Source organism: uncultured Flavobacterium sp. (genome assembly GCF_937967675.1).
Lineage (GTDB): Bacteria > Bacteroidota > Bacteroidia > Flavobacteriales > Flavobacteriaceae > Flavobacterium.
Genome location: NZ_CALBSN010000162.1, coordinates 1 through 24,695 on the forward strand (window position 1 = coordinate 1; position 24,695 = coordinate 24,695).

Genomic DNA, 24,695 nt, shown 5'->3' on the forward strand with positions numbered 1-24,695 from the left:
AATGTACTAATTTTTAGTGTTTTGAGCAACTTTTTTTATAATGCACTACGGGTTATTCATATTATTATTCTTTGTTAGTTTGTCTATACATTCTCAAGTTAGAGTAAACTTTACACCTCGTGAGCCTATTTCTTCTCCTTCTACTAGTATTTTTAGTATTAAAGGTGATTTTACTTTAATAGGAAATACTAACTTAACACTTAATAACTATGATGTCAACGAACCAAATAGTAATAATAATATGGTTTATGTTGATATTGATGGAGATTCAAATACTTTTAATTCTTCAAGTGCTAATTTGACATTCTCAAATGAAAATGGTGCCATTCCCGAATGCTCAAAAGTTATTTTTGCAGGATTATACTGGACTGGAAGAGCATCTGACGGATCTAATAGCCCAGAAACATTTAATGTAACCAAAAATTCTGTCACAAAATTATTTAATAAACGAAAAGTAAAATTAAAAGGTCCATCATCAACATCTTATATCGAGATAACTGCTAATAGTAATGATATTTATTATCCACAAAATTCTGATGGATTCATGTATTCTGCATTTGCTGAAATAACTGACTATGTTAAAAATAATGGAATTGGTCAATATACTGTAGCAGATATTGCTCTTGTTGAAGGTAATGGGGGGTCTACAGGATACTATGGAGGCTGGGGAATAATTGTTGTGTATGAAAATTCAAAGATGAAATGGAGAGATATTACCGTTTTTGATGGACATGCATATGTACAAGGAAATTCAACTTCAAATCATCAAATTCCAATATCGGGTTTTAATGCAGTGCAAACAGGTCAAGTTAATGTTAAACTTGGTCTTATGGCAGGTGAAGGTGATAGAAGTATCAGTGGTGATTATTTTAATATACAAAGATCTAGTGATAATAATTGGCAATCTTTAAACCACACTGGAAATTCAACTAATAATTTCTTTAATTCTTCTATTCAAACTGGAGGAAATACTAGAAATCCAAATTTAGTTAACAATACGGGTCTTGATATTTCAATGTTCAATATTCCAAATCCTAATAATTCAGTCATTACTAACAATCAAACCTCTACAACTTTAAGATATGGATCTACACAAGATACCTATGTGATTTTTATGGCAGCAATGGCTGTTGATGCTTACATCCCAGATCCTGAAGGTGTTATGTCATTAGTAACCATTAATGGTGTCCCAGCGGCTTCTACGACAACTGTCACTCCAGGCCAAGAGATTGAATACTCCATCAAAATTCTTAATGAAGGTACTGAAAATATAAATAACGCACAAATTAAAATTCAATTACCATATACAGCAACATTTGTAAATGGAAGTCAAAACGGTGTTGTTAATTTTAGTCCACTACCAACTCCAAATAATATATATTTTAATCCATACGATGGTCCATCAGGTACTCTTATTTGGGACATTGGAACATTACCTGTTCCAGTAAGTCCAACAACAATTTTAGGAGAATTAAAATATAAAATAAAAATAACTGAGGATTGCTTTTTACTAAAAAATTCAAATTGTGTTCCTGCTGCATCATTATTTGGTTATATAAATGGAATTGGTGCAATTACAGGAATACAAATTATAAATAAACCTTTTATTCAAGGTTATGTTACAAGTGGTTTATGCATTGGAGATCCTATATTAAATCCTATAACGACAATGATTGATGCTACAAACTTCATTAATCAAAATTGTCAAAATACTATCAACGAATTAGTTTTTAATTATTGTAGTCCTATATCTCAAGTGCCGTTTAATTCGATTGCATCAAACTATCCTATTGGTACACAATTTTATAACAATTATCCTGTAAATGGAAGTACAATTGAATATACAAATTCAAATCCATTTCCAAATACCTTAGGAAGTTTGAATTACTATGCTGTACCACCAAATGCAAATGGTTGTTACTATACTTTAAAAATTAACATCGATACAAATCCAACAATTACGTCGCCTCAATCTGTAAATATAAATGGCTGTAATTCTTCTGTAATTTCTACTTTAGTGTATAGTGAAACACCCGTTAATATTAATCTTCAAGATTTTATTAACGCCAGTGGAAATGTATCAAATAATCAATTAAATTACACTATATCTTATGTTGATACTTCAAATGGTAGTTGTCCTCTTGTAGTAACAAGAACATATACAATAATTACTTCATGTAGTACTCAAACAATTACACAGACTTTTACCATCATCGATACAACCAATCCTGTGATTTTAGTGCAAGCTTCTAACTTAGAAGTACAATGCGATGGCAATGGAAATACTGAAGCTTTAAATGCTTGGTTGGCTTCTAATGGTGGTGCTTCGGCTAGTGATAACTGCTCGAATGTAACTTGGACTAACAACTTTACTTCGGTTTCCGATACGTGTGGTGCAACAGGTTCAGCTTCGGTGACTTTTACTGCTACTGATAATTGTGGAAACAGTGCTGCAACTACTGCTACTTTTACCATCATCGATACAACCAATCCTGTGATTTTAGTGCAAGCTTCTAATGCAGAAGTGCAATGCGATGGCAATGGAAATACTGAAGCTTTAAATGCTTGGTTGGCTTCTAATGGTGGTGCTTCGGCTAGTGATAACTGCTCGAATGTAACTTGGACTAACAACTTTACTTCGGTTTCCGATACGTGTGGTGCAACAGGTTCAGCTTCGGTGACTTTTACTGCTACTGATAATTGTGGAAACAGTGCTGCAACTACTGCTACTTTTACCATCATCGATACAACCAATCCTGTTTTTACAAGCGAATTACCTCAAAATATTTCTGTTTCTTGTGATGCTGTTCCAAACCCTGTAATTATGACGGGAACAGATAATTGTAGTGATGTAACTATAAACGTACTAGATGCGATTGACAGACAAGAGTCGCAATGTGAGGGTGAGTATATTATCAATAGAACATGGACAATAACTGATGGTTGTAACAACAGTTCTAGTTATACTCAAATCATAACTGTTTTTGATAACACTCCTCCTACTTTAACAACTCAATTAAACTCTCAAATTAGCGTTTTATGTTCTGAGATTCCAGAAGTTCCAGAATTAATTTTCACAGATAATTGTTCTGGAATCAATGAAATTAATTATAGTGAAACATCCAATGTAGTTTCAATTTATGAATATGTCCTTATTCGTGAATGGATAGTATCTGATAATTGTGGAAACGAAGCAAATTTTTCCCAAACTATAAACGTTAGTGTTGAAAAAACGTCTGATGCAATTCCTTTTGCAATTTGCATTGAAGAAAATCCAATAGATTTATTTACTATATTAGACGATTCAATTCCTACAACTGGAGAATGGCAAGAAATAACAAATTCAGGTGGATTGAATGGTAATATTTTTAATCCTAATAATGTGACTTTAGGAAATTACACCATACAATATGTTGTAGCATTAGAAGATAATAGTTGTCCTATGATTTATGAAATTTATTTAAATGTTAATGATGATTGTATAGTATTAGCTGCTTGCGATATTACTGTGTATAATGCAGTATCACCAAATGATGACAGTTCAAATGATTTCTTGTTTATTGATGGAATTGAGTGCTATCCAAATAATTCTATTGAAATTTATAACAGATGGGGAATTTTAGTCTATGAAGAAACGGGTTATAATAATAGTCTTAAATCGTTTAAAGGTGTATCTGAAGGAAGAAATACTGTTAATAGAAATGAACTTCTACCAGACGGAACTTACTTTTACATTCTTAAATATACAGATGAGGAAAATAAGAAACATGATCGATCAGGATATTTATACTTAAACCGTTAATTGACTTAAAAAAACTTAAAAACAAACAAGATGAAAACGATTCTAACATTAATTTGTGCATTCATTTTACAAAATATCTATTCTCAACAGGATTCTCAATATACGCAATATATGTACAATACGTCACTAGTAAATCCTGCTTATGCAGGTTCTAGGGAAACTATTACAGCCTTTTTACTTCATAGAAATCAGTGGGTTGGATTAGATGGAGCACCAGTAACTAACAATTTCTCAATAAATATGCCGATTGGAGATTCAAACTTTGGGATTGGATTAAATTTTGTAAATGATAAGATTGGACCAGTAACAGAGAATGAAATTTCTGCTGACTTATCATATTTTATTCAAGTTTCTGAAAATTATAAATTATCTTTAGGCTTAAAGGGAACTGCAAATTTATTTCAATTAGATGTTAATAAACTAAGGGTATTTGATCCTACTGATCCTCAATTTCAAAATATGGATACTGAATTTTCACCAAACGTTGGAGCTGGATTATATCTTTTTTCAGATAAAACTTATTTAGGATTATCAGTGCCAAATTTTTTTGAATCCTATCGATATAATGATAACAATATTAAAATTACAAAAGAAAAAATGCACTTTTATTTTATTGCTGGACACGTTTTTAAAATAAGTAATAATATTGATTTTAAACCTGCTCTATTAAGTAAAATAGTAGAAGGCGCTCCACTACAAGCAGACGTAACTGCAAATTTCTTATTCTTTGAAAAACTAACATTAGGTGCTGCCTACAGATGGGATGCTTCTGTAAGTGCTTTAGCTGGATTTCAAATTTCCGATTCTTGGTTCATTGGATATGGATATGATTTAGAAACTACGAAACTTGCTAACTATAATTCAGGTTCACACGAGATATTTCTTCGATACGAGTTGTTCAACAAAAGCAGTGTTTCAGCTCCTAGATTTTTTTAAATTTTCTAATTATGAAAACATTATACACACTAGTATTCGTTTTAAGTATCACAGTTGGTGCTTTCGGTCAAGGGTCTAAGCTAAACAAAGCGGACAAAAAATACGACAAATATTCCTATATAGATGCAATCGAAATTTATGAGAAAGTGGCTGAAAAAGGATATAAATCTGTAGAATTATTTCAAAAATTAGGTAATGCATATTATTTTAATAGTGAATTAGATAAAGCTTCTAAATGGTATGGTGAACTTTTTGCCTTAAATCAAGAAACAGACTCTGAGTATTATTTTAGATATGCTCAAGCCTTAAAAGCGGAAGGAAATTACGAAAAATCAAATCAATACATGGAATTATTTGCCCAAAAAACAAACGATTCTAGAGCTAAATTATTTCAAGAAAATAAAAATTACTTAACTAATATTGATGCTGTTTCTGGAAAATACACTATAGATAAAACAGATGTTAATTCAGAATTTTATGATTACGGTCCAACATTTTTTGGTAAACAAATTGTATTTACTTCTTCTCGAAGTGAAGGTAACCAATATTCTAAAATTCATGCTTGGACAAAACAAAACTTCACTGATTTATTTGTTGCTTCAATTGATAATGATGGAAGATTAGGTAGCGTAGAAAACTTTTCTAAAACCGTGAATACCAAATTTAATGAGTCCTCTCCTATTTTTACGAAAGATGGCAAAACCATGTATTTTACTAGAAACAATTACAACGACGGCAAAAAACGTAAAAGTGACGACAAAGTAATCATGGAAAAAATTTACAAAGCTGAATTAGTAAATGGAGAATGGACAAATGTAAAAGAACTTCCTTTTTCAAGCGACAATTACAAAACAGCACATCCTGCTTTGAGTACAGATGAGAAAACATTGTATTTTGCCTCAGATATGCCAGGAAGCTTTGGTAATTCAGACTTATACAAGGTATCAATTGATAGTAATGGTAATTTTGGTTTACCAGAAAATTTAGGAACAACTATAAACACGGAAGGAAGAGAAACATTTCCTTTTATAGATGCTGATAATAATTTATTTTTTGCATCTGATGGACACCCAGGACTAGGTGGTTTAGACATTTTTGAAGCTAAAGTCAACAATAATTCTTTTGAAAAACCAGTTAATATTGGTAAACCCTTAAATAGTCAATTAGATGATTTTGGTTATGTAACTAACAAAGATGGTTTGGGATTTTTCTCCTCCAACAGAGATGGAGGAATAGGTTTTGATGACATTTATACCTTTAGAATTTGTACGCATACATTATCTGGATTAATAACAGATATTGATACAAAAGAAATTTTACCTAATTCCAAAGTAATTCTATATGATGATAAAATGAATAAAATTTCCGAAACAATTGCTTCAGAAAAAGGATTATATTCTTTTAAAATTGATTGTAATAAAAAATATTTGGTAAGAGTTTCAAAAGAAGAATACGAAACAATTGAAAAATCATTTGAACCAATTTCAATTAATGGAGAATCTAAATTAGATTTTGAACTAAAACGTAAAATATTCCCAATAGAAGTAGGTACAGATCTCGCTAAAGTATTAAATATTAGTATAATTTATTTTGATTTAGACAAATGGAATATTCGTAAAGATGCAGCAGAAGATTTAGAAAAAATAATTGCCGTTATGAACCAATATCCAAGTATGACAATTGATATCCGTTCACATACCGATAGTAGACAATCACATAAATACAATGAACAATTATCAGATCGTAGAGCAAAATCAACTTTAGAATTTATGGTTAAAAATGGTATAAATAGAAGTAGATTAACCGCAAAAGGGTATGGAGAAACGCAATTAGTAAATAACTGTTCAGATGATGTTCCTTGTAGTGAAACTGAACATCAGAAAAACAGAAGAAGTGAGTTTATAGTAATTAAAATGTAACCTACTTTAATTATTTTTTGGAAAGCAGTTGTTTAATTTAATAACTGCTTTTTTATTTTTTTATAAATATGTTAGTGTAGTACTTTTTACCTTCCTCATCAATTTTTATAGCTCCTCCAAAATGTGTGTAGTCACCTTCTAAATTAGCTTTATGGCTAGGACTATTAATCCAAGCATTCACAGTTGAACTTGCTGAAGAATAACCATAAGCAATGTTTTCACCAACTCTGTAAGCACCTAATACTTCTTGCAAATTAGATTTTCTCTTATCAAAACCATCATGTGTAACCACATGATTAACATACATGTAATCATTATGCTCAGCAGATTTATATGAAATATGATCAATAATATTTAACGGATTTAAACCTATTGAAACTCTATAATTGTTTACCTGATCTAATAATTCTAACTCGGCCGTAGAATGCGTATAACTTTTGACAACTTCAGTTGAAGAACTTGGATTACTTTCATTATCAGAAGAACATGATACAAATAAAACAAGCATTAACGCTAAAGTAACTGAATTTAATATTAAATTTTTCATGACTTTATCTTTTAAATTAATGAACTAAACAATTTAATAAAATCGACAAACTGTTTGATTTCTTAGATAAAGGTACAAAATAATCGGTAACAAACATAAAAAATCGATGAAATACATCAAAATTTAACGTTTTAAACATTTGAATATCAAATACTTAAAACTTTACTTACATAAAAAAAATCCTAAGCTTTAAAACTTAGGATTTATAATGTATATTTTTTTAAAAATTTGATTATCAAGGAGATAAACGTTCTATCTTCCAATCGTATTCGTTAGTTAATTGATAGCGAATTCTATCGTGTAAACGATTTGGTCTTCCTTGCCAAAATTCTACTTCTACAGGGCGAACTAAAAAACCACCCCAATGTGCTGGACGTAAAATTTCTTTTCCCTCCCACTCTTTTTCTAAGGTTTTCAAATTATTCTCTAAAAACTCTCGATTCGGAATTACTTCACTTTGTGGCGAAACAATTGCACCTAATTTACTTCCATCTGGACGAGATGAAAAATAATTATCTGATATAACATCAGTTGTTTTTTCAGCAATTCCTTTAATGATAATCTGGCGCTCAACAGTTGGCCAAAAGAAAGATAAACAAACATTCGGATTATTCAAAATGGCTTTTCCTTTTTCGGAATTGTAGTTGGTATAAAAAATATAACCTTCTTCATTGAACTTTTTAAGCAATACCACACGAGCTTTAGGGAATCCGTCTAAACCAATTGTCGTAACAGTCATAGCGTTTACTTCCTCGGCTGCATTTAATTCTTCCGCTTCATAAAACCATTTATGAAATAAATTTATTGGATCTTCTGGAATTTGATTTTCCAATAACTCACTCTTTTCGTATGATTTTCTATAATTGCTTAAATCTTTCATCGTTATTTTATTTCTACAAAGCAAAGTTACAAAGGGAAACTTGTTTTTTTACTAAAACAAAAATTAAAATTAAACCTTTTTGAATATCTTTAGTCTTATAAACAAATATTGCATTTTGCAAGACGAAAAAGCTTTCATCTCCGAATTATTAAACCCGAAAACGCAGAACGAAGCGTTTCGAAAGCTATTGCAATTGTATCAAAAACCATTGTATTATCACATTAGAAACATGGTTTTAAATCATGATGATGCCGATGATGTGCTTCAAAATACATTTGTAAAAGTTTTTGGGAATCTTAAAAATTTCAAAAGCGATAGTAAATTGTATTCTTGGATGTACCGAATTGCCACCAATGAAGCCATCACGTTCATGCAACAAAGAGCAAAAAAACAAGGAATTTCAAATGAAGAAGCCCAACAGAAAGCGATAAATAAATTAGAAAGTGATGTTTTTTTTGATGGCGATGAAATCCAACTGAAATTACAAAAAGCCATTGCTATTTTGCCTGAAAAACAACAAATAGTCTTTAAAATGAAATATTTTGAAGAATTAAAATACGAAGAAATGTCCGAAATTTTAGGAACTTCTGTTGGTGCTTTAAAAGCAAGTTATCATATAGCAGTTAAGAAAATAGAAGAATTTTTACATACCAATTAAACCTTTTAACCTTATTTTTGTCCAATAGATATGAAGCAATTTGATTTAGAAAATAACAAAGAAATGAAATCGGGATTTAAAGTTCCAGAAAACTACTTTGAGCAATTCGAAGCAAAAATGATGGAACAAATTTCTAAAGAAAAGGAAACTAAAGTTGTTTCTTTATTCTATAGAAAGCAAGTTTGGATAAGTTCAATTGCAGCTATCCTTTTACTTGCTATTGCACTTCCGGTTTATTTTAACATGGCAAAAGAAAACAGTTTAGACGCTGGAACTATAGAAGTATATCTATCTCAACAACAAGGAATTGGAATCACTGAGTTATCAAAACACTTAACCAATGAAGACATCGCTGAATTAGAAAATAATTTATCAATAAATAAATCTAATTCTGATGCTGTGGAAGATTATCTTTCCGAATCAGAAAATTTAGATTACTATATTAACGAATAATAATTTACCCATGAAAACGAAATTTATATTAGCAATTATATTACTTTTTATTTCATCTGTATCCTTTTCACAGGACTTTAAAGAAAAAAGAGAAAAAGTAAAAGCACTAAAAGTGGCTTACATAACAGAACAATTAGAATTAACAACAGAAGAAGCTCAAAAATTTTGGCCACTCTACAATGCATTTGATGACAATCAAGCGGAGTTGCGTCACGAAAAAATGAGAGCTATTTTAGATCGTTTTAGACCTGGGAGTGTAGATAAATTAAGCGAGAAAGAAGCTTCTGCTCTTTTAGTTCAAATGGAAAGTTTAGAAGAAAATCTATTCAACCTAAGGAAAAAATTCATAAAAGATTTACAAGGTGTAATTAGTGCCAAGAAAATCATCAAACTTAAAAAAGCCGAAGAAGATTTTAATAGAGAATTATTAAAACAAATGCGCGAAAAAAGAAGAGGATAATTAAATTTTAAAAAGCGCTCAAAGTTATTTGAGCGCTTTTTTATTGGATTTCAAATCGAACCAACTTATTTCTTCCTGTTGCATAAAAGACTTTCTCTGATTCAAATCTGAAAGTAAAAAAATCTTTATCATCAGAGAATTTTGACCAAGTTTTGCCAAAATCACCCGAATAAAACATGCCTGTTCCACCAACAGAAATAAGCTTTTTTCCGTTACTATTTGGAACAAATTGCACACAAGAAGCGTAACCAAAAGCTTCTTTTTCAGCGATTAATTTCCAAGTCTTACCACCATTTTTAGTAATGGCTTTGTTGTCCCAATTTTGGTCTTGCTTCATATAATTTCCACCTGCAATAATTCCGATTTTTTTATTGTAGAAATCAGCAGTGAAAATTCCAGTCATTTCCTCACCTTGTACTATTGGCGTTTCATAAACTTTCCAGGTTGCTCCAAAATCCTTAGAAACAAAAACCCTCGATTTCTTTCCACCAGAAACCATAAAAATCGATTTTCCTTTTATGGTTAAATTGGTGTTGCTAGTAGCAAAAGCGGCTTCACCTTCTGAAACTTTTGGTAAAACATCGCAATTTACTTTTTGCCACGTTTTGCCTCCATCATTCGTTTTTATGACTGCTAAACAGTTTTCAATTGGGTCACCCATGGCAAATCCGTTTAAATCATCTACAAACTGCATACTATCGTAAAACACTTTTTCGTGTTCTTCTTTGTAAACAACAGTTTCTTCCAACGTTTTTTTATCAATACGAATCAACATCGCTGGATTTCCAACAGCTAAAATAAAAATGGCTTCTTTGGTTCCTGCTATACTTCTAAATTCTGTAGTTCGGGCAACGGATTGAATATCTTTTAAAATTGTAGTGTCTTTTTTCTTGTCGTAAAATCCGTAACGACCTTTATCCATTCCCATCCAAACTTTTTCATCGTCAACAAATATGGCTCTACAGCTCAATTTGGTTTCGAGAATTACTTCCGATTTAAATTTTACACTTTGAGCTATTGCTGAAATACTTATAAAAAATAGAAATAAATAAATCTTCTTCATTAGATAGGTTTTATTTTCAAATATAATGGAAATGTTGCAAAGGAAAAATATATTTTACAAACATCTAAAAATCAATAAGTTATTCTCTATTTGAAAACTTTGGCATAGTAATTGGTTATTTAAAAATAGAAATAAGAACCTTAAAACGAATATATTATGAAAACAAAATTGAAACATATGAGCTTACTGGCTTCATTGACGATAGGTTCGCTTTTTGCACAAGATAAAACTACGGTTACAGCAAAAAATTCGGATATCAGCGACAATTTAGATTTAAGAGCTGTTGCAACTGTTTTTGGTGATGCAAAAGACTTAGAAGACTTTGAAAGAAGGTTGAATGATCCTAAAACTCAAATCTCCAATTTAGATTTGAATAACGATAATTATGTCGATTATTTAAGAGTTATTGAAACAGTTGAAGGAAACGTGCATTTAGTTGTGGTGCAAGCTGTTTTGGAAAAAGATGTTTTTCAAGATGTCGCTACAATTGAAGTAGAACGAGATAGCAACAACCAAGTTCAAGTACAAGTTGTGGGTGATATTTACATGTATGGAACCAATTACATTTACGAACCTGTTTATGTGCATACTCCAATAATTTATACTACTTTTTGGGTAGGAAACTATCGCCCGTATTATTCATCATGGTATTGGGGTTATTATCCTAGTTATTATAGCTACTGGAATCCGTTCCCAATTTTTAGATATAGAAATCACATTCATCTTCACATCAATTTTGGTCACAGTTATCATTATGTTTCACACAGAAGATGTGCTTCAGTTTATAACAATTATTATGGAAGAAGAGGAAATGGTTACGAAAGAATGCATCCAAATCGTTCCTTTGCACATAGAAATTCAGGATATTCAAACCGCTATGAATTAGATTCTAAAAGAAATATCAAGTCGCCAAGAAATAGAAGTGAAATATCTTCAAACTCACCAAGAGGAACTCGTGAAACAAGAGCATATAATGGAACAACGCCAAGAACTAGAACAGAAACAAGTAATCCAAGAAATAACGGAACAAGAGGTAATTCTCCTAGAGTAACTTCAGAAAATAGAGGTCGAAACGATGGCTCAAAATCAAATCGTGGTAAAGAATATTCTGAAAACAGAAGTAATTCTTCAAGAGAAAGAGGAACAGTAACAAGTAATGGTAACAGAGGAAATTCCGAAGCTAGAGGAAATTCTTTAAGAGGTATCTCACAGTCAAGAAGTAGTGCTCCAAGAAGCAATTCAAATTTAAGAGGTTTTGAAGGAAGAGGAAACGGAAGAGGCTAAATATTAAAGCTGTCAATTTTGGCAGCTTTTTTTATTTTTATTCCTATCTTTGCAGGCTGATTTAAAATAAATAATGAGATTACACAGAAATTTAGTATTCACTACAATCGATTCGCTTATGGCGATTTTCAACGAAGAAGAATACGCTGATAAAGTGGTTGCCAGAGCACTTAAAAAAGACAAACGTTGGGGAAGTCACGATAGAAAATTCGTAGCTGAAACCATTTACGAAATCGTAAGATGGAAACGTTTATACGCCGAAATTGCAGAAGTAAAAGAACCTTTTGATAGAGATAAAATTTGGAGAATATTTGCCGTTTGGGCAGTATTAAGAGGCTATACCCTACCCGATTGGAAATATTTTGAAGATACACCGGTTAGAAGAATCAAAGGAAGATTTGACGAACTATCTAAGATAAGAAAGTACAGAGAATCAATTCCTGATTGGATGGATGAATTAGGAGTTAAAGAATTAGGTGAGGAAACTTGGACTAAAGAATTAGCAGCTCAAAACGAACAAGCAAAAGTAATTTTAAGAGTAAATAAACTTAAAACTACCAAAGAAAAATTAAGAGCCATCTTAATGGATTTGAATATTGAAACCGAGTTTCACAAAGATTATCCAGATGCATTAATTTTAACCGAAAGAGCTAATGTTTTTTTAACAGATGCTTTTAAAGATGGTTTGTTTGAAGTGCAAGACGCTTCTTCTCAATTAGTAGCTTATTTCTTAGATGTTAAGCCTGGAATGCGTGTTGTGGATACTTGTGCTGGTGCTGGTGGAAAAACCTTGCATTTGGCTTCTTTAATGGAAAATAAAGGGCAATTAATTGCTATGGATTTATATGAAAGTAAATTAAAGCAATTAAAAATTCGTGCTAAAAGAAACGGCGCTTTCAACATTGAACCTCGTGTTATTGAAAGCACAAAAACTATAAAAAAATTATACGATAAAGCCGATAGAGTTTTAATCGATGCGCCTTGTAGTGGATTAGGCGTTTTAAAAAGAAACCCTGATAGCAAATGGAAATTACAACCTGATTTTATCGATAACATTCGAAAAGTTCAGGCAGAAGTATTAGAAAATTATTCAAAAATTGTAAAACCGGGTGGAAAATTAGTTTATGCTACTTGTTCGGTATTACCTTCAGAAAATCAAGAACAAATTAAGCATTTCTTAAGCACTGAGATTGGAAAAGAATTTACATTTGTCAAAGATCAAAAAGTATTAGCAAGTGGAAGCGGTTTCGACGGATTTTACATGGCATTATTAGAAAGAAAAAATAAATAGATATGAAAAAAAATTACTTACTAACCCTATTATTGTGTTCCGCTGTCGGATTTGCACAAATTCCTACTGGATATTATAATACCGCAACTGGAACCGGTTTAACCTTAAAAACAAATCTAAAAAAAATTATTGATAATGTAAGCGATGGAATTCCTTCAGAGCACTTACATTCAGATCAAGGTTATGCTGCGTTATGGACACTTTATACTCATACTGCATTTAGAGATAATTATTATGAAAATGATGGTAGTTTATTAGATATGTATTCTGAAAATCCTTCTGGAGCTGATTCTTACAACTATACAACAACTTCTCAACAATGTGGGTCATATAGTGGAGAGGGTGATTGTTATAACAGAGAACATTTAATTCCTCAATCCTACTTCGATGGATATGCTACTAACCCAATGAAAAATGACCCATTTTTTGTAGTTCCATCAGATGGAAAAGTAAATGGGGACAGGAATAATTTACCTTTTGGAAAAGTTGGTACGGCAACATATACTTCTCAAAATGGTTCTAAAAGAGGAAATGGTATAAATTCTGGATATGCTTTAGGGTATTCTGGTGTTGTATTTGAACCTATTGACGAATTTAAAGGTGATATAGCACGAGCATTTTTCTATTTTGCTACACGATATGAAGATAATATGGATGAGTTTTATAGTACAGCAAATGCTGCTACATGTGAAGCTAAAAATATGTTTGATGGTTCAACTGGACGTGCATTTACAAATCCTTTTTTAGATATTTTATATAAATGGCATACTGATGATCCGGTAAGTGCTAAAGAAATAGCTATTAATAACGATATTTATTACAATCATCAAAGTAATAGAAACCCATATATTGATCATCCTGAGTATGTTGGTTTAGTTTGGAATAGTTTTTTGTCTAACCCATCTTTTGTATTTGAAAATTCAATTTCAATTTACCCAAATCCAGCTGTAAACAACGAAGTTACAATTTCATCTGAAACGGAATTAAAATCAATTGTTTTATACAATATTAACGGACAAATCATCCAAGAAATTAAAAATCCTACACGTGTTGATAATTCATATAAAGTGAATAATTTACCTAGTGGATTTTATTTAGTTCAAATGGCTTCTGAAAATGGTATTGCAACTAAGAAACTTATTGTAAATTAAGATTCAAAGCATATAAAATAGAAAAGTCTCATCATTTATTTGATGAGACTTTTTTTATGAAACAAAAAGAGTGATAAAGCTAAAACTCCATCACTCTTTTACCCTATTAACTAAAATATTTAATGACAATTGGCTTCCGATTGTACAAATAAACTCATATTACTTGGTGATAAATATGGAATATCCAATCCTAAGCCTCTTATAATAAACAACATTCCTATAATTACCGCTACAAACGGTATTGCTTTTTGAATGGTTCCTCTAAATGAAAATGAAACTAAATTAGAAACATATACCACAGCAGCAAGCATTGGTATCGTTCCAATTCCAAATAAAATCATATAAAGTACACTTAATGAAATACTTTGCATTGCAATGGCTCCAAAAAGTGCAACGTAAACCATTCCGCAAGGTAAAAAACCATTTAATAATCCAATCGTGAATAACGATTTGTAGCTTTTGTTTTTAAATTGTTGCCCTAAACTTGATTTTACTTTCGTAATGAGACGATAAACTGGTTTTGAAAAATTATATTTAGCAAATACTTTTTCAGGAATTAATGCTACTAAAATCATCAAAACCCCAACGATTATCGAAAGTTGTTGTTGCATTCCTGCTAAATAAAAACTTCTACCTAAGATTCCAAAAATTAAACCTAATAAACCATAAGCGGTTAACTTGCCAATATGATATGTTATAATTTGAGTTACTTTTTTAGCTTCATTGCTTCTATCTACGGGTAACATCATGGCAATTGGACCGCACATTCCTATGCAGTGAAAACTACTGATTAAACCAAATATAAAAGCTGAATACAACATCAATTACAAGTTCAAGTTCAAAATCAAGTTCAAAACAAATAAATATTATTCTATTTTAAACGAATCTTTGTTCAAATATTTCACACCATCGTATTCCCAATCAATAGAAATGTCCCAAAGACCGCCAGCCAAATTACTTTTAGGTATGAGCAAATGTGGACTAGATAATGAAATCGGAATTTCAAAATCTAATTTCTGACTAGACGGTCTGTATAAGGACACTTTTCCATTTATTTTTGAATAATCAAAATCAGCTGGAAATTGAATTTTCATTCCTTCCGCAGTTTTTTCGATTGTTACTTTATTGGTTAATGCATTCGCATTCTCTTGTTTTTCAATATCGCCTTGAACTAATGCTTCTTTTTTGTAATAATCCTCTACTACTAATTCATGATCATATTTATCATTAGACTGTACTTTAAATACATAGGATAAAATGAATGTCATAAAAAGTGCAAAAGCAATAACGATTCCGGTTCCCCAATTAAATTTCATAACTATATTTTTTTAATTAAAGTTTCTTGGTCCTTGGAAATTAGTTGTTGTTTCTTCAATCAACTTATCTCCGTTATATAATTCTAACTTTAAATGTACTTTTTCATCTTTTAGCAAAACTTCTGAAATATCAATGTATAATGTCCCACTTGCTAAACCTTGTTTTGGCACCTTAATTACTGGACTTCCCACTAATTTTATTTCTCCTTTATAATTAACAATCTTAACAGTAACATTATCAAATTCTTGTTCTGTTTTATTGACAATTTTATACGTGTAGAAATTACGAATGTTATCTCCATTGTGTTGAAACAATTGCCCTGACATTGGTAAGAAATTAGCTTCTACATCATTTCGTAAAAACAACATTCCGATTAAAACGCCCACTAACAAAGTTAAAACGCCTATGTAACCTTTCATTCGAAGTGTTAACTTGAATTTTTCTTTCTTGACGATTTCGTCTTCGCTGGCATAGCGGATTAATCCTTTTGGTAATCCCACTTTTTCCATAACGGTATCACATTCATCAATACAAGCGGTACAGTTAATACATTCTAACTGAGTACCATTACGAATGTCAATTCCAGTAGGACAAACTACCACACATTGGTTACAATCGATACAATCTCCATGACCAAGTGCAGTTCTATCTTCACCATTTCTCCATTTTTTTCTTCCGTTTGTACCTTCTCCTCTAACATGATCATAAGATACATTTATTGATTTATTATCCAATAAAACTCCTTGCATTCTTCCGTAAGGACAAGCAATAATACAAACTTGTTCTCTAAACCAAGCAAATACAAAATAGAATACGCCAGTAAAAATTAATAAGGCAATTAATGTACTTAAATTATTTGCTGGTCCTTCCGTAATCATTTTGATAAGTTCATCGCTGCTAATCAAATACGCTAGAAAAACATTGGCTATGAAGAATGAAAAAATAAAAAAGATAATCCATTTCGTAACTCTTTTTCTTATTTTTTCAGCATTCCAATCTTGTTTAGCTAATCGTAACTGAGCACCTCTGTCACCATCAATCCAATATTCAATACGTCTGAAAACCATTTCCATAAAAATAGTTTGCGGACAAAACCAACCACAAAAAATACGTCCGAAAGCTACTGTAAATAAAGTCAATCCTACTACTCCAACAATCATTGAAATCATAAACAAATGAAAGTCTTGAGGCCAAAATGCAAATCCGAAAATACTAAAACGTCTTTCGAGTACATTAAACATCAAAAACTGATTTCCATTAATTTTAATAAAAGGGGAAGCTATTAAAAAAACCAAAAGAAAATAACTCAATAACTTTCTTTTATCGTAAAAAGGGCCAGAAGGTTTTTTAGGATAAATAAAATTTCTTTTTCCTTCTGCATTAATAGTTGCAATGGTATCTCTAAAGCTTTCGTCTGGTAAATTTGACATAATTATGCAATTTTTAGTTTAAAAAAGGTTTTGAGAATTTCCCAAAACCTTTTTTATAAATTTATTTTCCTACAGGAGCTTCTACTTTGGTAGAATCAACTACTGTTGTTGTTGCAGCTGCTGGAGTCGCTTCTGCTGTTTCAACCCAAATTTCTCCTTCGGCTGGTTTTCCTCCCGGAGGATTAGAACCTTGTAAACTTAAAACATAACTTGCAACACTTTGAATATCTTTAGAAGATAAATTTTTATTCCAAGCCACCATTGATGGATTATTTTTACTTCCTTCAGAAATTAACTTGAAGACATTTTTAATTCCTCCTCCATTAATCCAATGTTTGTCGGTTAAATTAGGTCCAACTAATCCTCCACCATCAGCTTTGTGACATGCTGCACAAGCATTTGTGAAAATTTCTTTCCCTTTTGCTAAACTTGCAGCATCAGTAACAGCAACAACTGTTTCATAACTTATTTCTTCTGAAGCATCTTTTGGCAATTTCGATTTTTCTAATTCTGCTAATTCAACTTCTTTATTAAATTCTTCTGCTTGAGTATAGTCTCCAACAATGTGGAAACGTACCAAATATACGGCTGCAAAAATAATTGTACCATAGAATAAATATACCCACCATGGTGGTAATACGTTGTCTAACTCTTTGATACCATCGTAGTCGTGATCTAACATGATATCTTCTTCTCTCTCCATTTCATTAGAACGAGTAAGTTTAGCAACAATATTTTGGTACCATTTGCTTTCTGTAAAAGAAACCGTTTGTGCATCTGCTAATTGTTTCTTTTGCTCGTCTGTTAATAAATGATAGGTTACTTTATCAACAGCGTCGATTACAATTTCGATTGCAATTAATAAGAAAAGGAATACTCCTAAAAATAAAGCTACCATAGGAAACTTTATAAAGGCTGGCCTGTCTCCTGAATCGATAAAATATTCCAAAGCTGCAAATACTACTGCAAACAGTAATGGAACTCTTACGTATGATGGAATTAATTTTTTCATTTGTTGAAAATTTTGATGTTATGAGAACCTGAACAACCATGAAACTACCCAAAAATTACAAAATATCATGGTTGTTTCAGTTTCTCTCTAATTATAATTATGACTATTCGTCGTTTAAAGGCATTTCACTTATTTCTTTGATTTTTTCTTTGCTGTAAGTAAATGCCCAAACCGTGAACAATACAAACGCTGTAAAGAAAATAGTCAACGAAATGATTGGATAAATTTCTACTCCCGTTATGGTTTCTAAATTATGTTTAATAAACTTTAGCATAACTTTTATTTTTTAACTTGAGTATCAGTACCTAATCTTTGTAAGTAAGCAATAAGTGCTACAATCTCTCTGTTTTTCAACGGAGCTGCTGTTTCTTTTCCAAATGATTTCTTAATTTCTGGATTTGCTAATAAATTGGTTTCAATTTTAGTAGCTTGTTCGTCCATATGTTTAAGAGCATTATTAATATCTGCCTCAGAATAAGGAACTCCTAAAGTTACCATGGTTCTCATTTTGTCTTGAATAGTTGAATTATCTAATTCATTTTTAATTAACCATTGGTATCTTGGCATAATTGATTTTTCATTTAATCCTTGAGGATCATACATATGGTTAAAGTGCCATACGTCATCTCTACCTCCATTAAATGGTTTTCCTTTAACACCTTCACGAGCTAAATCTGGACCTGTACGTTTAGAACCCCACAAGAATGGATGGTCGTAAACAAATTCACCAGCTTTTGAATAGTCTCCATAACGCTCAACTTCTGAACGGAACGGACGTACCATTTGTGAGTGACATCCCACACAACCTTCACGGATATATAAATCTCTACCTTGTAACTCAAGTGGTGTATATGGTTTAACAGATGATATGGTAGGAATATTAGATTTTACTAAAATCGTTGGCAAAATTTGAATTAAACCTCCAATTAAAATCGCAACAGTCGTTAATAACATAAATTGAACAGGTTTTCTTTCTAACCAAGAGTGTAATTTTTCACCTTTTAAACGACTAGGAGAAATAACTGCTAAAGCTGAAGCTTCTGCTAACTCATTCTCAACTGGAGAACCTTGTCTTACTGTTCTAATAACATTGTAAACTAATACAACAACCCCTACTAAATATAACGTTCCACCTACAGCACGCATCCAATACATTGGCATGATTTCAGTTACTGTTTCAAGGAAATTTCCATATTGTAATGCACCGCCATCTGGTTTAAATTGTTTCCACATAGAAGCTTGAGTAAATCCAGCTACATACATAGGAAGCGCGTATAAAATAATACCTAAAGTACCAATCCAGAAATGGAAGTTTGCTAATTTTTCAGAGAATAATTTCGTTTTTGTCATTCTTGGGATTAACCAGTAGATCATACCAAATGATAAGAAACCATTCCAAGCTAAAGCCCCAACGTGTACGTGAGCAATAATCCAATCTGTAAAGTGTGCAATAGCATTAACGTTTTTCAATGATAACATTGGACCTTCAAAAGTAGCCATACCATAACCAGTAATTGCCACCACGAAGAATTTCAACACAGAATCAGTACGTACTTTATCCCAAACTCCTCTTAAGGTTAATAAACCATTGATCATACCTCCCCAAGATGGCGCAATCAACATTACAGAGAACACAACTCCTAAGTTTTGAGCCCAATCTGGTAAAGCTGAATACAATAAGTGGTGAGGTCCAGCCCAAATATAAATGAAGATTAACGACCAAAAGTGAATAATTGATAATCTATAAGAATATACTGGACGATTTGCAACTTTTGGTACAAAGTAATACATCATACCTAAGAATGGAGTTGTTAAGAAGAATGCCACTGCATTGTGACCATACCACCATTGAACTAACGCGTCTTGAACACCCGCATAAACCGAGTATGATTTCATACCTGATAATGAAACTGGTAATTCTAAACTGTTAAAAATATGAAGTACAGCAACCGTTACAAACGTAGCGATGTAAAACCAAATAGCAACATAAATATGACGCTCTCTTCTTTTAATAATGGTTCCAATCATGTTGATACCAAACACTACCCAAATTAATGCAATTGCAATGTCAATTGGCCACTCTAATTCTGCATATTCTTTAGATGTTGAATACCCTAAAGGTAATGTTATAGCTGCAGCAACAATAATTAACTGCCAACCCCAAAAGTGAACTTTACTTAAAAAGTCACTCAACATTCTAGTCTTTAATAAACGTTGCATAGAGTAATAAACTCCTGCAAACATAGCATTACCAACGAAGGCAAAGATTACCGCATTGGTGTGTAAAGGTCTTAAGCGTCCAAAACTTAAAAACGAAATACCGCTGGTTAAGTTTGGAAACAAAAATAGGAAAGCTAAAATAAGCCCCACTAACATTCCCACTACACCAAAGACTATACTAGCGTAGAGGAAATTCCTTACAATTTTGTTGTCGTAATAAAATTGTTGCTTCTCCATAATTAGATTGATTTTTGTTTTTCTGTTTGTATTAATTTGTTAGGATTTTCTTTTTTTACAACTTCATCTTCAAATAACATTCTGACAGATGGTGTATAATCGTCATCATATTGACCGCTTTTAACTGCTCTGATAAAAGCAATCAAAAAAGCAACGGCAACTATTATACTGATAGTGATTAATAAATAAATGACACTCATACCTTAAATTGTGTTAACAAAGTTACTTCCACTCGTTTTTATAAAACATGACTTTTATCATGTATTAAAATTTTCTTAAATTTAATCAATTTATTTCTTTCCAGCATACAAATTTGTAAGAATTGTTACAAAACTTACAATTGTTATTGTGCTGAGCGGCATAATGATAGCTGCTACAATAGGATCTAAAGCTCCAGTTACGGCATAACTTAGTCCTACAACATTGTATAATAAGGAAAGTCCAAAACTCATATAAATCGTCTTCATAGCGTTTTTAGAGTAGCGCATAAAAAAGGCTATTTTATCGAATTGTGTGGCGTCTAAAATTCCATCACAAGCTGGTGAGAATACATTAACGTTTTCTGAAATGGATAATCCTAAATTACTTTGCGCTAATGCTCCTGCATCGTTTAACCCATCCCCTACCATCATGACATTTTTGCCTTCTTTTTGCAATTGTTCGATGTATTGTAGTTTTTGCTCTGGCTTTTGATTGAAAACTAAAGTAGTTTTCGCTGGCAACATTTTTTCTAAAATTCTTCTTTCTCCATCATTATCTCCTGATAAAACAACCAAATTGTAATGTTTAGCCAAATCAGCAAACAATTCTTCTAATCCTTTTCTGTATTGATTATTGAAGACATAACTTCCTTTGTAAACACCATTGATTTCGACATGCACTTTAGTTTTCTTATGCGTGTTTTCGGTCATGGTTTTTAGGAATTGTGACGAACCTAATTTTATGGAATTTCCCTCAATTTCTGCAAAAATTCCTTTTCCAATAATTTCTTCAAAACTCGAAGTTTCTACTTTTTCTTGGTTTGGAATGAAATCATATAATCTTCTACTTAATGGATGATTCGAACCTCGTAAAACGTTCTTCAATAATCTTAATTCTGATGTATTTAATTCAGTTCCTTCGTAAGTAATGGCTGTTTTTTTATTGGTTGTAATCGTACCTGTTTTATCGAAAACAATCGTATCTACTTTGGCTAATTGTTCTACAACTAAAGCATTCTTTAAATATAATTTTCGTTTGCCTAGAATTCGCAATACATTTCCTAATGTAAACGGAGCCGTTAAAGCCAACGCACACGGGCACGCCACAATCAAAATCGCAGTGAAAACATTAAATGCTGTTGTAACATCAATAAATACCCAATAAATAAAGGAAACTATAGCCAAGGTTAATAAAGCTGGCGTAAAATAGCGACTGATGCTGTCGGTTATATTTTTGTGTTGTTGTTCTACGCGTTTTTGAAAAACATCGTTACTCCATAATTGGGTTAAATAACTTTGGGAAACCGAAAATAACACTTCCATTTCAATGACTTTCCCCATTTGTTTTCCACCTGCGAAGACTTTATCGCCTGATCTTTTCTCAATCGGAACCGCTTCACCTGTTACAAAACTGTAATCAATAGAAGCTTTTTCGGAAATTAAAATGCCATCTACTGGAATTAACTCTTGGTTACGAATTAATAATCTGTCGCCTTTTTGAATATCATATACTTGAACTGATTCTTCATCTCCATTTGGCAAAACCTTCGTAATCGCAATTGGAAAATACGATTTATAATCGCGTTCAAATGAAAGGAAATCATAAGTTTTCTTCTGAAATAACTTTCCTAACAACATGAAGAAAATCAATCCCGCCATACTATCGAAGAAACCTTGTCCGTAATCAAAAACGATATCAACTGTACTTCTTACGAACATCACCACAATTCCTAAAGCAATTGGAATATCAATGTTCAGTAAACCTGATTTCATGCTTTTCCAAGCAGAAACATAATACCCAGAAGCGGAATAAATAAACGTAGGAAGCGATAATCCGAAAATCAACCAACGGAAAAATCCGCGGTATTGATCAATCCAATATTCTTCTACTTCAAAATATTCGGGAAACGAAAGCAGCATGATATTTCCAAAACAGAAAAACGCTACTCCTATTTTATAGATTAAGGTTCGGTCGATTTTTTTCTTTCCTTCATCAAAATTTTCTAAAGAAATGTAAGGTTCGTAACCAATCGAACTCAATAAATAGACGATATCTTTTAAAGAAGTTTGTTCGGGATTGAACGTAACTCGGACTTTCTTTTCGCCAAAATTAACTTGCGAAGTACTTATTCCTGGTTGAAGTTTTTGTAGATTTTCCAGAATCCAAATACACGAACTACAGTGTATATGAGGAATGTAGAGTGAAACAATATGTGTTGTACGCTCTTGGAATTCCAATAATTTAGTAACAATTTCTTCATTGTCTAAAAAGTCATATTTACCCTGAATGTCTTGTGGAGTGGCGCCGGGTGCTGCCTGAAAATCATAATAACACGTTAGGTCGTTTTGACTAAAAATTTCGTACACGGTTTTACAGCCGTTGCAACAAAACTTCTTTTCGTCAAATACTATCTCGTCTTTTTTTATAATTTCATTACCACAATGGAAACAATTTTCTGTGTCCATATAATTTGCTCATTTTACCTGTGACAAAGTTCTTTTATAAATATAAATCAAAATATGATATTTGTCATACATTTTTGTAATTTTGTAAACACATTAAACAAAATCTTATTATGAGTAAATGCGAACAGTGTATTGTGAGGCAATTTAGTTCATTAAAAGCCTTAAATAAAGATGAATTACTTCGCATGGCCGAATGCAAAACATCGTACACTATTAAAAAAGGGGAACCTATCTTTGAAGAAGGAGAAGTAACTAATGGTATTTACTGCATCAAAGATGGCGTTTGTAAACTGTCAAAATTAAGCGACAATGGGAAAGACCAAATTGTAAAATTGGTTAAACCAGGCGAATTATTAGGGCAACGTTCGATGATTAGTGACGAACCTGCGAATTTAAGTGCCGTTGCTTTAGAAGATATGGAAGTTTGTTTTATTCCGAGAAGTGAAGTTATGCAGTTTTTTACGCAAAACAACCAGTTTTCGATGAATGTGATGAAAACGATTTGCGAAGATTTAAAAGGAGCCGACGACCACATGGTAAATATGGCTCAGAAAACCGTTCGCCAACGTTTAGCCGAAACATTAATATACTTAGAAGATACCTTTGGTAAAAACGATGACGGTACCTTACGCATCCAACTATCAAGAGAAGAATTAGCGGGAATGATTGGAACTGCTACTGAAAGTTGTATTCGTTTGCTTTCTGAATTAAATAAATCAGAATATATTGAGTTGATTGGAAAGAAAATCAAACTATTAGATAAAAATAAATTAAAACGATTAACATAAGAGAATCCGCTTAAAAGCGGATTTTTTGTTGGGTGAAATTGTAAGATTTTTATATATTTACGAAAATAATAAAGTATGATGATTATCATACACAATCAGGTTGACAACATTTTAGTATATCAAACAGAAAGTAAACATGAAAGTAAAAGTCCTGACATATTCAATAATTAGTTTTGTATTACTAAACATATGGACCTTGTATTTATTCTTTGATTATTTTACTGAAAAAGAACAAATGTTTCATGGCTTAGGTTTATTTTTTAATTTTGTAAATAGCATGATGTATGCTGTTGGACTTGGCTGTTTTTTGTTAGTCCTCAGATTGGTTATGTTTTTAAAAAACAAATCAAATCCTTTAAAATCAAACTTCATTTATATTCTTTGTGGAATATTTAACTTAAATATTTTCTTTGTTTGGTTGATTTGTATAATCTTAAAGATTTTAGAAATTGGTAATGGAATGTTGGCAAGTTTTGCTTTTGGTTCTTTATTAATTTCAGGTTTTATAATTTCAGATACATACAAATCATGTTTCAAAATAACAAATTGATTGAGAAAAATACCGATTGTATAACCAAATG

The 24,695-nt window shown here is 31.7% G+C and carries 22 protein-coding genes; 11 read left to right on the forward strand and 11 right to left on the reverse strand.

Features of this window, described 5'->3' with window-relative positions; genetic code table 11:
• Window positions 1-40: 40 nt before the first annotated feature.
• Genes Q0075_RS10835 through Q0075_RS10845 form a run of 3 tightly spaced genes read left to right on the forward strand, consistent with a single transcriptional unit; the run spans window position 41 to window position 6,657 of the window.
• Window positions 41-3,802 carry a gliding motility-associated C-terminal domain-containing protein gene (locus Q0075_RS10835; protein WP_297869521.1) on the forward strand — a complete coding sequence of 1,254 codons (3,762 nt, stop codon included), beginning with the start codon at window positions 41-43 and terminating at the stop codon, window positions 3,800-3,802.
• A gap of 30 nt (window positions 3,803-3,832) precedes the next feature.
• Complete coding sequence (locus Q0075_RS10840) at window positions 3,833-4,738, forward strand: type IX secretion system membrane protein PorP/SprF (protein WP_297869522.1); 906 nt, start codon at window positions 3,833-3,835, stop codon at window positions 4,736-4,738.
• 11 nt (window positions 4,739-4,749) lie between these two features.
• Window positions 4,750-6,657 carry an OmpA family protein gene (locus Q0075_RS10845; protein ID WP_297869523.1) on the forward strand — a complete coding sequence of 636 codons (1,908 nt, stop codon included), beginning with the start codon at window positions 4,750-4,752 and terminating at the stop codon, window positions 6,655-6,657.
• Window positions 6,658-6,709: 52 nt separating this feature from the next.
• On the opposite strand, the gene Q0075_RS10850 is transcribed toward Q0075_RS10845, so the two are convergent.
• Complete coding sequence (locus Q0075_RS10850) at window positions 6,710-7,165, reverse strand: CAP domain-containing protein (protein WP_297869524.1); 456 nt, start codon at window positions 7,163-7,165, stop codon at window positions 6,710-6,712.
• A 274-nt stretch (window positions 7,166-7,439) separates the two neighbouring features.
• Window positions 7,440-8,084, reverse strand: a complete 645-nt coding sequence (pdxH, locus tag Q0075_RS10855) for a pyridoxamine 5'-phosphate oxidase (RefSeq protein WP_297869525.1) — start codon at window positions 8,082-8,084, stop codon at window positions 7,440-7,442.
• 115 nt (window positions 8,085-8,199) lie between these two features.
• Here pdxH and Q0075_RS10860 point away from each other — a divergent pair, with 115 nt between their 5' ends.
• The 3 genes from Q0075_RS10860 to Q0075_RS10870 are packed head-to-tail and all read left to right on the forward strand — an operon-like array spanning window position 8,200 to window position 9,655.
• Window positions 8,200-8,742 carry an RNA polymerase sigma factor gene (locus Q0075_RS10860; protein ID WP_297869526.1) on the forward strand — a complete coding sequence of 181 codons (543 nt, stop codon included), beginning with the start codon at window positions 8,200-8,202 and terminating at the stop codon, window positions 8,740-8,742.
• A gap of 30 nt (window positions 8,743-8,772) precedes the next feature.
• Window positions 8,773-9,195 carry a hypothetical protein gene (locus tag Q0075_RS10865; protein WP_297869527.1) on the forward strand — a complete coding sequence of 141 codons (423 nt, stop codon included), beginning with the start codon at window positions 8,773-8,775 and terminating at the stop codon, window positions 9,193-9,195.
• Window positions 9,196-9,205: 10 nt separating this feature from the next.
• Window positions 9,206-9,655 (forward strand): sensor of ECF-type sigma factor, encoded by a 450-nt coding sequence (locus Q0075_RS10870; protein ID WP_297869528.1) that lies wholly within the window; start codon window positions 9,206-9,208, stop codon window positions 9,653-9,655.
• A gap of 40 nt (window positions 9,656-9,695) precedes the next feature.
• Here Q0075_RS10870 and Q0075_RS10875 read toward each other — a convergent pair whose 3' ends face one another.
• Window positions 9,696-10,718 (reverse strand): oxidoreductase, encoded by a 1,023-nt coding sequence (locus Q0075_RS10875; protein ID WP_297869529.1) that lies wholly within the window; start codon window positions 10,716-10,718, stop codon window positions 9,696-9,698.
• 156 nt (window positions 10,719-10,874) lie between these two features.
• Here Q0075_RS10875 and Q0075_RS10880 point away from each other — a divergent pair, with 156 nt between their 5' ends.
• The 3 genes from Q0075_RS10880 to Q0075_RS10890 all read left to right on the forward strand — a co-directional run bounded on the left by Q0075_RS10880 (window position 10,875) and on the right by Q0075_RS10890 (window position 14,444).
• Complete coding sequence (locus Q0075_RS10880; RefSeq protein ID WP_297869530.1) at window positions 10,875-12,002, forward strand: hypothetical protein; 1,128 nt, start codon at window positions 10,875-10,877, stop codon at window positions 12,000-12,002.
• Between the two features lie 73 nt (window positions 12,003-12,075).
• Window positions 12,076-13,293 carry a methyltransferase domain-containing protein gene (locus tag Q0075_RS10885; protein ID WP_297869531.1) on the forward strand — a complete coding sequence of 406 codons (1,218 nt, stop codon included), beginning with the start codon at window positions 12,076-12,078 and terminating at the stop codon, window positions 13,291-13,293.
• Between the two features lie 2 nt (window positions 13,294-13,295).
• The gene (locus Q0075_RS10890; protein ID WP_297869532.1) at window positions 13,296-14,444 is read left to right on the forward strand and encodes an endonuclease; all 1,149 of its coding nucleotides are present in this window, start codon (window positions 13,296-13,298) and stop codon (window positions 14,442-14,444) included.
• 119 nt (window positions 14,445-14,563) lie between these two features.
• On the opposite strand, the gene Q0075_RS10895 is transcribed toward Q0075_RS10890, so the two are convergent.
• The 8 genes from Q0075_RS10895 to Q0075_RS10930 all read right to left on the reverse strand — a co-directional run bounded on the left by Q0075_RS10895 (window position 14,564) and on the right by Q0075_RS10930 (window position 23,326).
• The gene (locus Q0075_RS10895) at window positions 14,564-15,265 is read right to left on the reverse strand and encodes a sulfite exporter TauE/SafE family protein (RefSeq protein WP_297869533.1); all 702 of its coding nucleotides are present in this window, start codon (window positions 15,263-15,265) and stop codon (window positions 14,564-14,566) included.
• Between the two features lie 45 nt (window positions 15,266-15,310).
• Window positions 15,311-15,760, reverse strand: a complete 450-nt coding sequence (locus tag Q0075_RS10900) for a FixH family protein (protein WP_297869534.1) — start codon at window positions 15,758-15,760, stop codon at window positions 15,311-15,313.
• A gap of 12 nt (window positions 15,761-15,772) precedes the next feature.
• A complete protein-coding gene (gene ccoG, locus Q0075_RS10905) occupies window positions 15,773-17,191 on the reverse strand; it encodes a cytochrome c oxidase accessory protein CcoG (RefSeq protein WP_297869535.1) in 1,419 nt (472 codons plus the stop codon).
• Between the two features lie 61 nt (window positions 17,192-17,252).
• A complete protein-coding gene (locus tag Q0075_RS10910) occupies window positions 17,253-18,203 on the reverse strand; it encodes a cbb3-type cytochrome c oxidase N-terminal domain-containing protein (protein ID WP_297869536.1) in 951 nt (316 codons plus the stop codon).
• Between the two features lie 103 nt (window positions 18,204-18,306).
• Window positions 18,307-18,477, reverse strand: coding sequence for a CcoQ/FixQ family Cbb3-type cytochrome c oxidase assembly chaperone (locus tag Q0075_RS10915; protein WP_133607121.1), 171 nt, complete (start codon window positions 18,475-18,477; stop codon window positions 18,307-18,309).
• Window positions 18,478-18,482: 5 nt separating this feature from the next.
• Window positions 18,483-20,660 (reverse strand): cytochrome-c oxidase, cbb3-type subunit I, encoded by a 2,178-nt coding sequence (gene ccoN, locus Q0075_RS10920; protein ID WP_297869537.1) that lies wholly within the window; start codon window positions 20,658-20,660, stop codon window positions 18,483-18,485.
• Between the two features lie 2 nt (window positions 20,661-20,662).
• Window positions 20,663-20,860: a cbb3-type cytochrome oxidase assembly protein CcoS gene (gene ccoS, locus Q0075_RS10925; protein ID WP_297869538.1), complete on the reverse strand. Its 198-nt coding sequence runs from the start codon at window positions 20,858-20,860 to the stop codon at window positions 20,663-20,665.
• Between the two features lie 90 nt (window positions 20,861-20,950).
• On the reverse strand, window positions 20,951-23,326 hold the full coding sequence (locus Q0075_RS10930) for a heavy metal translocating P-type ATPase metal-binding domain-containing protein (RefSeq protein ID WP_297869539.1): 2,376 nt from the start codon (window positions 23,324-23,326) through the stop codon (window positions 20,951-20,953).
• 110 nt (window positions 23,327-23,436) lie between these two features.
• On the opposite strand from Q0075_RS10930, the gene Q0075_RS10935 reads away from it, so the two are divergent.
• Window positions 23,437-24,114 (forward strand): Crp/Fnr family transcriptional regulator, encoded by a 678-nt coding sequence (locus Q0075_RS10935; RefSeq protein ID WP_297869540.1) that lies wholly within the window; start codon window positions 23,437-23,439, stop codon window positions 24,112-24,114.
• 136 nt (window positions 24,115-24,250) lie between these two features.
• Complete coding sequence (locus tag Q0075_RS10940) at window positions 24,251-24,664, forward strand: hypothetical protein (RefSeq protein ID WP_297869541.1); 414 nt, start codon at window positions 24,251-24,253, stop codon at window positions 24,662-24,664.
• Window positions 24,665-24,695: the final 31 nt, after the last annotated feature.

What these genes read in the sequence shown, in the direction of transcription:
- Q0075_RS10910 (WP_297869536.1), bottom strand. Translation starts at nt 18,203, where the DNA reads ATGAAAAAATTAATTCCATCATACGTAAGAGTTCCATTACTGTTTGCA.
- Q0075_RS10835 (WP_297869521.1), top strand. Translation starts at nt 41, where the DNA reads ATGCACTACGGGTTATTCATATTATTATTCTTTGTTAGTTTGTCTATA.
- Q0075_RS10885 (WP_297869531.1), top strand. Translation starts at nt 12,076, where the DNA reads ATGAGATTACACAGAAATTTAGTATTCACTACAATCGATTCGCTTATG.
- Q0075_RS10880 (WP_297869530.1), top strand. Translation starts at nt 10,875, where the DNA reads ATGAAAACAAAATTGAAACATATGAGCTTACTGGCTTCATTGACGATA.
- Q0075_RS10900 (WP_297869534.1), bottom strand. Translation starts at nt 15,760, where the DNA reads ATGAAATTTAATTGGGGAACCGGAATCGTTATTGCTTTTGCACTTTTT.
- Q0075_RS10850 (WP_297869524.1), bottom strand. Translation starts at nt 7,165, where the DNA reads ATGCTTGTTTTATTTGTATCATGTTCTTCTGATAATGAAAGTAATCCA.
- Q0075_RS10845 (WP_297869523.1), top strand. Translation starts at nt 4,750, where the DNA reads ATGAAAACATTATACACACTAGTATTCGTTTTAAGTATCACAGTTGGT.
- Q0075_RS10875 (WP_297869529.1), bottom strand. Translation starts at nt 10,718, where the DNA reads ATGAAGAAGATTTATTTATTTCTATTTTTTATAAGTATTTCAGCAATA.
- Q0075_RS10865 (WP_297869527.1), top strand. Translation starts at nt 8,773, where the DNA reads ATGAAGCAATTTGATTTAGAAAATAACAAAGAAATGAAATCGGGATTT.
- pdxH (WP_297869525.1), bottom strand. Translation starts at nt 8,084, where the DNA reads ATGAAAGATTTAAGCAATTATAGAAAATCATACGAAAAGAGTGAGTTA.
- Q0075_RS10870 (WP_297869528.1), top strand. Translation starts at nt 9,206, where the DNA reads ATGAAAACGAAATTTATATTAGCAATTATATTACTTTTTATTTCATCT.
- ccoN (WP_297869537.1), bottom strand. Translation starts at nt 20,660, where the DNA reads ATGGAGAAGCAACAATTTTATTACGACAACAAAATTGTAAGGAATTTC.
- Q0075_RS10915 (WP_133607121.1), bottom strand. Translation starts at nt 18,477, where the DNA reads ATGCTAAAGTTTATTAAACATAATTTAGAAACCATAACGGGAGTAGAA.
- Q0075_RS10840 (WP_297869522.1), top strand. Translation starts at nt 3,833, where the DNA reads ATGAAAACGATTCTAACATTAATTTGTGCATTCATTTTACAAAATATC.
- Q0075_RS10935 (WP_297869540.1), top strand. Translation starts at nt 23,437, where the DNA reads ATGAGTAAATGCGAACAGTGTATTGTGAGGCAATTTAGTTCATTAAAA.
- ccoS (WP_297869538.1), bottom strand. Translation starts at nt 20,860, where the DNA reads ATGAGTGTCATTTATTTATTAATCACTATCAGTATAATAGTTGCCGTT.
- Q0075_RS10940 (WP_297869541.1), top strand. Translation starts at nt 24,251, where the DNA reads ATGAAAGTAAAAGTCCTGACATATTCAATAATTAGTTTTGTATTACTA.
- Q0075_RS10890 (WP_297869532.1), top strand. Translation starts at nt 13,296, where the DNA reads ATGAAAAAAAATTACTTACTAACCCTATTATTGTGTTCCGCTGTCGGA.
- ccoG (WP_297869535.1), bottom strand. Translation starts at nt 17,191, where the DNA reads ATGTCAAATTTACCAGACGAAAGCTTTAGAGATACCATTGCAACTATT.
- Q0075_RS10895 (WP_297869533.1), bottom strand. Translation starts at nt 15,265, where the DNA reads ATGTTGTATTCAGCTTTTATATTTGGTTTAATCAGTAGTTTTCACTGC.
- Q0075_RS10930 (WP_297869539.1), bottom strand. Translation starts at nt 23,326, where the DNA reads ATGGACACAGAAAATTGTTTCCATTGTGGTAATGAAATTATAAAAAAA.